General features: G+C 72.0%; 7 protein-coding genes. 4 read left to right on the top strand and 3 right to left on the bottom strand.

What is annotated here, in order from left to right; genetic code table 11:
- Positions 1-91: 91 nt before the first annotated feature.
- The gene (locus C1I98_RS32705; protein WP_199537382.1) at positions 92-2,080 is read left to right on the top strand and encodes a hypothetical protein; all 1,989 of its coding nucleotides are present in this window, start codon (positions 92-94) and stop codon (positions 2,078-2,080) included.
- On the opposite strand, the gene C1I98_RS32700 is transcribed toward C1I98_RS32705, so the two are convergent.
- Positions 2,008-3,189, bottom strand: coding sequence for a DUF418 domain-containing protein (locus tag C1I98_RS32700; RefSeq protein ID WP_199537381.1), 1,182 nt, complete (start codon positions 3,187-3,189; stop codon positions 2,008-2,010). The genes C1I98_RS32705 and C1I98_RS32700 overlap by 73 nt on opposite strands.
- Positions 3,190-3,486: 297 nt before the next feature.
- On the opposite strand from C1I98_RS32700, the gene C1I98_RS40830 reads away from it, so the two are divergent.
- Together C1I98_RS40830 and C1I98_RS41995 are read left to right on the top strand one after the other, a co-directional pair.
- Positions 3,487-3,750, top strand: coding sequence for a hypothetical protein (locus C1I98_RS40830; protein WP_146607778.1), 264 nt, complete (start codon positions 3,487-3,489; stop codon positions 3,748-3,750).
- Between the two features lie 101 nt (positions 3,751-3,851).
- Positions 3,852-3,998 carry a hypothetical protein gene (locus tag C1I98_RS41995; protein WP_158558276.1) on the top strand — a complete coding sequence of 49 codons (147 nt, stop codon included), beginning with the start codon at positions 3,852-3,854 and terminating at the stop codon, positions 3,996-3,998.
- A 10-nt stretch (positions 3,999-4,008) separates the two neighbouring features.
- On the opposite strand, the gene C1I98_RS32695 is transcribed toward C1I98_RS41995, so the two are convergent.
- Together C1I98_RS32695 and C1I98_RS32690 are read right to left on the bottom strand one after the other, a co-directional pair.
- Positions 4,009-4,737, bottom strand: coding sequence for a GNAT family N-acetyltransferase (locus C1I98_RS32695; RefSeq protein ID WP_111171211.1), 729 nt, complete (start codon positions 4,735-4,737; stop codon positions 4,009-4,011).
- Positions 4,738-4,790: 53 nt separating this feature from the next.
- Positions 4,791-6,233: a gamma-aminobutyraldehyde dehydrogenase gene (locus C1I98_RS32690; protein ID WP_199537380.1), complete on the bottom strand. Its 1,443-nt coding sequence runs from the start codon at positions 6,231-6,233 to the stop codon at positions 4,791-4,793.
- Between the two features lie 200 nt (positions 6,234-6,433).
- On the opposite strand from C1I98_RS32690, the gene C1I98_RS32685 reads away from it, so the two are divergent.
- Positions 6,434-6,898, top strand: a complete 465-nt coding sequence (locus C1I98_RS32685) for an Lrp/AsnC family transcriptional regulator (protein ID WP_111171210.1) — start codon at positions 6,434-6,436, stop codon at positions 6,896-6,898.
- Positions 6,899-7,010: the final 112 nt, after the last annotated feature.

The following is a 7,010-nucleotide window of genomic DNA, read 5'->3' as shown; positions in this document are numbered from 1 at the left end:
CCTGGCATGGGTCGTTGACCATCTCGCCGGCATGCGATCTGCTACCGATCACACCGCCCGTCCGGCGGTGCGACCGGTAGGAGGAACCCCCGTGCGCCTGCGTATCGCGTTGACGATGCTCGCGCTGGCCGGGACGTCGCTGGTGACACCCCCCGCCCTCGCGCACTCCGCTCCGGCATCCGGATGCGACCCCCTGGCGGGCACCGAGTGCCTGCTGCCCTTCCCCAACGACTGGTTCACCACCCCCGCCAAGACGCCGACCGGCCGCAGGGTGGCCTTCGACGCGACGGCCATGCCGCGCAACACCGCGGGGACCCCGATCGACCCCGCGCTGTGGAACCTGGCCGACGGGTTCTCGCCCGGTTCCATGCTGCTGGCCCATGTGCCGGGGCTCGACCTCGCCGCGACGGGGGCCGCGCCGGTGACCGACGTGGGGCGCTCGCTGCGCCGGGACGCGCCGATCGTGCTCGTGGACACCCGCACCGGTGAGCGCCTGCCGTACTGGGCCGAGATCGACGCCCAGGCCCCAGGGCCGGACCGCCGGGCGCTGATCGTCCGGCCGGCCCGGAACCTGCGGGAGGGGCACCGCTACGCGGTGGCCCTGCGCGGCCTGAGAGACACGGAGGGCCGCGTTCTGCCCGCCCCCGAGGTGTTCACCCGGCTGGCCGAGCCCGGCCTGCCTGCGGGCGATCCGCTGGCCGCGCGGCAACGGGCGCTGCACCGTACGCTCGCCGAGCTGCGCGCGGCCGGCGTCTCCACCCGGGGCCTGTATCTGGCGTGGGACTTCACCGTGGCGAGTGAGCAGGGCATCGCCGGCCCGGCGCTGCGGATGCGCGATGAGACGCTGCGCGGGCTGGGCGGCCGGTCGCCGCAGTTCACGGTCACCTCGGTCACCGACCTCACCCCCGAGCAGGACCCGCGGGTGGCGCGTGAGGTCACCGGCGAGGTGCTGGTACCGAACTACCTCGACAAGCCGGGCGGCCCGCCCGGATCGAACCTCAACCGCGGCCCCGACGGGCTGCCCCGCCCGCTCGGCGACTCCGTGCGGGCCGGCTTCACCTGCGTGATCCCGAGGTCGGCCGCCGCCCGGCGTCCGGCGCCGCCCGCCCTGTACGGCCACGGCCTGCTCGGCAGGGACGCCGAGGTCCGCGCGGGCCATGTCCGGGCGATGGCGGCCGAGCACCGCATGCTGTTCTGCGCCACCCGGTGGATCGGCATGTCGGAGGAGGACATCCCGCACGTGGCGGCGGTGTTCGGCGATCTCAGTACGTTCGGCACCGTGCCCGACCGGCTCCAGCAGAGCCTGCTCGGCTTCATCGCGCTGGGCAGGGCCATGGTCACCCCGGACGGCCTCGCCGGGCATCCCGCGTTCCAGGACGAGCGGGGCAGGCCGCTGATCGACCACGGGGCGGCGCTCGCCTACGACGGCAACAGCCAGGGCGGCATCGCCGGGGGCGCGCTGGTCGCGCTCTCCCCCGACGTGCGCAACGCGGTGCTCGGCGTGACCGGGATGAACTACTCCACGCTGCTCGACCGCAGCGTGGCCTTCGCGCCCTTCCGGCCGATGATGGACCGCTCCTACCCCGACCGGCTCACCCAGCAGGTCTGCTTCGCGCTGATGCAGATGCTGTGGGACCGCGCCGAGACCAACGGCTACGCCCACCACCTCGGCGGCGACCCGCTGCCCGGTACGCCCCGCCACCGGGTGCTCATGCACGTGGCCTTCGGCGACCACCAGGTCGCCACGGTGACCGCCGAGGTGGCGGCGCGGACGATCGGGGCGAAGATCCACCGGCCCGCCGTCGCCGCCGGACGCAGCCCGGACGTCGCGCCGTACTGGGGGATCGGGTCGCTGCCGCGCGGGCCGTACCGGGGCTCGGCCCTGGTCGTCTGGGACAGCGGCACCCCCGCGCCGCCGGCCACCAACATCCCGCCGAGCGGCCCCGAGTACGGCCGCGACCCCCATTCGGACCCGCGCAACGATCGTGAGGCGCGGGTCCAGAAGGGTCACTTCCTCAGGCTCGGGGCGGTCGTCGACGTCTGCGGCGGCGAGCCCTGCGCGGCGGACCCGCTCCCCTGATCGCGCCCCCGCTGGGGCAGGCGGTAGGCCCACTGCCAGACCAGCTCCAGCGGGCCCCGGCCTGCGAAGCGCAGCCACAGCGTGGACGAGACCATGAACAGCGCGCAGATCCCGGCCCACGCGCCGACCACCCACCACGGGCGCAGGTCGGCGAACCTGGCGGCCAGGCCGAACCCCCAGCCATAGCAGATCACCGAGGCCACCAGGTTCTGGAGCACGTAGCAGGACAGCGCGGTGCGGCCGACGCCGGTCAGGCCCCTCCTGAGCCGCCCGGCCGTACCGCGCATCCGGGAGACGAGGGTGGTGACCAGCCCGAGCAGCCCGAGGGCGACGAACGGCGGCAGCATGTAGCGGTCCACGAAGAACCAGGCGGGCCCGGCGAACGCGGTGACCGCGTTGAGCGGCAGCGCCACGCCGAGCCCGATGACCATGAGGCGGACGCGCAGCCGCGAACCGCGCGCCGAGGTCTCGAAGACGCCCGCCCGGGTGAGCCGCGAACCGGCCAGGAACAGCACCGTGGCCATCGGGACGATGAAGATCGACTCGATCCGGTAGATCGGCATGAGCTGAAGCCGGGCGATGACCTGGTCGAGCCAGGACCCCTCGGTGTAGACCGGCGTGACCGGCCCGCCGACCTGGAGATCGACGGTGAGCAGGACGTACGTGATCAGCGCCGCCGCGGCCGCGTGCAGGGCGCCCAGCGCGATCATCCAGGCTCGTACCGCCCGGTCGCTCCGCCCGATCAGGTAGGCCACCAGCATCGACGTGACCGCGTACCCCATCAGCACGTCGAACTCGAAGATCAGCATGTAGTGCAGCAGCCCTTCGGCGAACAGCAACGCCGCCCGCCACAGGTACCAGCCGGGCCAGCGGACACCACGCCGCAGCGCGGAACGGTACTGAAGTTCCAGGCCCACGCCGAAGAGCAGGGTGAGCAACCCGAGGAACTTCCCGTTGGCCAGGAACCGCAGGAAGGTCTCCACCGGCTCCGTGCCGGCCCCGACCCCCGCGCCGGGCCCGCCCGGGGCGGTGAACAACCAGATGTTGGTGCCCAGCGTGCCCATGATCGCCACGCCGCGTAGGACGTCGAGTGCCTCGATTCGCCTCATACCCCAAGCGTCGCCGCGCCATCCGCCCGCCACATCGTCGCGCCGAGCCATTTACGGCCTACACAGATAGATGTACGCCGCGCATCCAAAGTCGGACCGCGCCCGCCACCGAAGTATGTACGGCCCGGATGAGAGAAGGACGCCATAACGTTTCCGCTTCTTTCAACGACCCTTCTGGCATTACCGAAGCATCGCGCGATCGTGAAGTGATGACGCAACTTCCCCGGAACCGCCCTCCCAGGCGGGGTCGCTGCTGCGGGCGCCGTTGGAGGTGATCCGGCACCTCAGGGCGAGCCGGTGCTGCTCGCCGGGATGGGCACGGGCATCCTGCTGACGATCATCGCGCTCTTCGTTCCGGAACAGGGCAGGCCCTATGCCTGGACCATCGCGGGAATGATGTTCCTGCTCTGTGTCGTCCGCATGCTCTCCTCCGCGAAAGGAAACCCCATTCATCGCCGCCGAAATCGGAAAACTCCGGTAAGGGCCGCAACATCACGGACCTGGGCGGCCGGACCACAACGCGCCGGGCGCGTCTTGAGGCGCTTCATCTCAACGTGCTGAGATCCAGGCGGAGGCGCGGATGGCGGAGCGGCCCGGGAGCGAGGCGGTGGCCCTTCTCGCGGTGCTGCGCCGGGGGGCCGGGCAGGCCCTTCACGCGCGATGTGACGCTGATCCGGCAGCGCCATCTGGCCCGTGGTCCCGCGGCCGATGAGCTGGGATCGGAGGTGACCGCGTTCTTCGAGGAGTGGACCGAGTTCCAGGAGACGATGGCCCCGGACCCGATGGCCGGGCTGGACACGCTGAGCTGAGACGCGGGCGTCAGCGGCGGTGTACTTCGGGCGCGCGGGACAGCGGCCACAGCGGGATGTCCGCGCCGAATGCCGTCGCCTGACCCCGCAGCGCCAGGAACTCCGGGTCCGACCGCACGGTTCCCGCGCCCTCGCAGCCGGTCATGTAGGCGTCGAGGAACGCGGCGACGGCCGGGGCGGGGACGGTGCCCCCCGGTGGGGCGAGGCAGATCAGTAGCATCCCCCGCACCCGGGGCAGGCCGGGCGCGAGCGCCGGCTGGAAGTAGGCCAGCGGAAGCAGCGACCATCCGGTCCTTTCGTACATCCGCAGCCGGGCGACCGGGTCGCCGAACGGCGTCACCGGGTGCAGGCCAGGGTCCTCGACCTCGGCGAGCACGGCCACGGGCCGCTGCCTGGGGACCCAGTTCCGGCGGATGTGGGCGATCAGCGCGGAACCCAGCCCCCTGCCTCGCGCCTGCGCGCGGGTGGCGAGGTAGTCCAGTAGCAGGATGCCGCTCGCTTGGTAGTGGCCGCCCAGCGCGCCGGCCGCGGGCTCGCCGTCGACCAGCGCGATCGTGCCGAGAGCGCCGGAGGCGGGGGCGCGGTAGTAGGACAGAGCCGCGTCCAGGCCGACCAGCTCGGCGGGCGGGAACGACGGGGCCAGCACGGTGTCGTAGAAGCGGCGGAACAGCTCCTCGTCGGTGTCCGCGCACTCCACCAGCACCGGCCCGTTCTCCACCGGCCCGCTCTCAGCGGTCATGCGGCCATCATCACGGCCCGCCCCCGCCCGCCACAAGCACCGCGGGGGGCGGGTCACTTCCCGATGAAGTGCATGACGTGCTTGACGCGGGTGTAGTCGTGCAGCCCGAAGACCGACAGGTCCTTGCCGTAGCCGGAGTGCTTGAAGCCGCCGTGCGGCATCTCCGAGACGAACGAGATGTGCGTGTTGACCCAGACCACGCCGAAATCGAGGCGGTTGGACACCCGCATGGCGCGCCCGTGGTCGGACGTCCACACCGAACTGGCCAGGCCGTACCGGACACCGTTGGCCTTGGCGAGGGCGTCGGCCTCGTCGGTGAAGGTCTGGACGGTGATGACCGGGCCGAAGATCTCGTTCTGGATCATCTCGTCGTCCTGGCGCAGGCCGTCCACGACGGTGGGGGCGAAGAAGTAGCCGACCTCGCCGATCCGCTCGCCGCCGGCGACGATCTCGGCGTGCGCGGGGACCCGGCTGATGAAGCCCGTCACGCGGGCGAGCTGGTCGGCGTTGTTGAGCGGCCCGTACAGCGCGTCCTCGTCGGCGAGGTCCCCGGTGCGGGTGGCCGCCGCGGCGGCGGCCAGCGCGGCGGTGAACTCCTCGTGGGCGCTCTCCTGCACCAGCACCCGGCAGGCGGCCGTGCAGTCCTGGCCCGCGTTGTAGAAACCGGCCTCGGCGATGGCGGCGGCGGTGGCCTTGATGTCCTTGACGTCGTCGAACACGATCACCGGGGCCTTGCCGCCCAGCTCCAGGTGGACCCGCTTGAGGTCGTCGGCGGCGGACTTGGCCACCTGCACGCCCGCGCCCACCGACCCTGTGATGGCGACCATCTGCGCGGCCGGGTGCCCGACCACCAGCGCGCCGGTCTCCCGGTCGCCCGCGACCACGTTGAACACGCCGGGCGGCAGGATCTCGCCACAGATCTCGGCCAGCTTCAGCGTGGCGGCCGGGGTGGTGTCGGACGGCTTGAGCACGATCGTGTTGCCCGCGGCGAGCGCGGGCGCGATCTTCCACACCGCCATCATCAGCGGGTAGTTCCAGGGCGTCACCTGGCCGACGACGCCGATCGGCTCGTGCCGGACGATCGAGGTGTGGCCGGCCAGGAACTCCCCGGAGGTCGGACCGGCGAGGGTCCGTGCGGCCCCGGCGAAGAAGCGGAAGTGATCGGCGGCCGGGGGGATCTCGTCCTCGGCCATCCGGACGCGCGGCTTGCCGGTGTTGCGGCACTCGGCCTCCACCAGCTCATCGGTCCTGGTCTCGATCGCGTCGGCGATCCGCAGCAGCAGCGCGGCCCGCTCGCCGGGGGTGGTCCGGCCCCAGGTCTCGAACGCCGCGGCGGCCGCCGCGTAGGCGGCGTCCACGTCGGCGGGCCCGGAGATCGGCGCCCTGAGGTAGACCTCGCCGGTGCAGGGGTCGATCACGTCGGAGTACCGGCCGCTCGCGGCCTCGACGAACACGCCGTCGACGAAGTTGTGCAGCGGCTGCGGGCGGATGGTCACGGGCCGACCTCCTCTGATCTGCGGTTTTGCCAGAACGCTGTCCGAACAAAGGGTACTCGACGCGGGATTTCGTGGCGAAAACCGGTAATCGCCACGGATTCGCTTGACACGCCCGGCGTACCTGACAGCATGGCGCAGCAGGGGCGCGACGTTCCGCGCACCCGCAGGACCCACCCCCGCAGGAAGGGAGCAGGCCCCGCATGGCGACGCCGCCCAAGGCCATCGTCCTCGACGACATCTCCAAGCAGATCATCGAGGAGCTGCAGCGGGACGGCCGCAAGCCGTACGCGGCGATCGCCAAGGCGGTGGGCCTGTCCGAGGCCGCGGTACGCCAGCGCGTGCAGCGCCTCCTGGACGCGGGCGTGATGCAGATCGTCGCCGTCACCGACCCCTTGACCCTCGGCTTCCCCCGCCGCGCCATGATCGGCGTCAACTGTGAGGGGGACCTGACCGCCGTGGCCGACGAGCTGGCGGTCATCGAGGAGATCAACTACGTGGTGCTGACCGCGGGGTCGCTGGACCTGATGGCCGAGGTGGTCTGCGGCAGCGACCAGCACCTGCTGGACATTCTCGGCAAGATCAGGGCGATCTCCGCGGTGCGCGCGACCGAGACGTTCGTCTACCTCAAGCTGCACAAGCAGACCTACTCCTGGGGCACGCGCTGAGGAGTATCACCCGCGCGCCGCGGGGAACAGTCATGGGGTGACCAGCGACGGCGGCGAGACACCAGACCCCCGGGAGGGCCGCGAGCCACACGACGCGGGCGGCGAGCCCGCC

Origin of the sequence: Spongiactinospora gelatinilytica (assembly GCF_003236385.1) — a bacterium.
Lineage (GTDB): Bacteria > Actinomycetota > Actinomycetes > Streptosporangiales > Streptosporangiaceae > Spongiactinospora > Spongiactinospora gelatinilytica.
The sequence above is the reverse complement of the archived record's forward strand: the minus strand, read 5'-3'. Positions and strand labels throughout refer to the sequence as shown.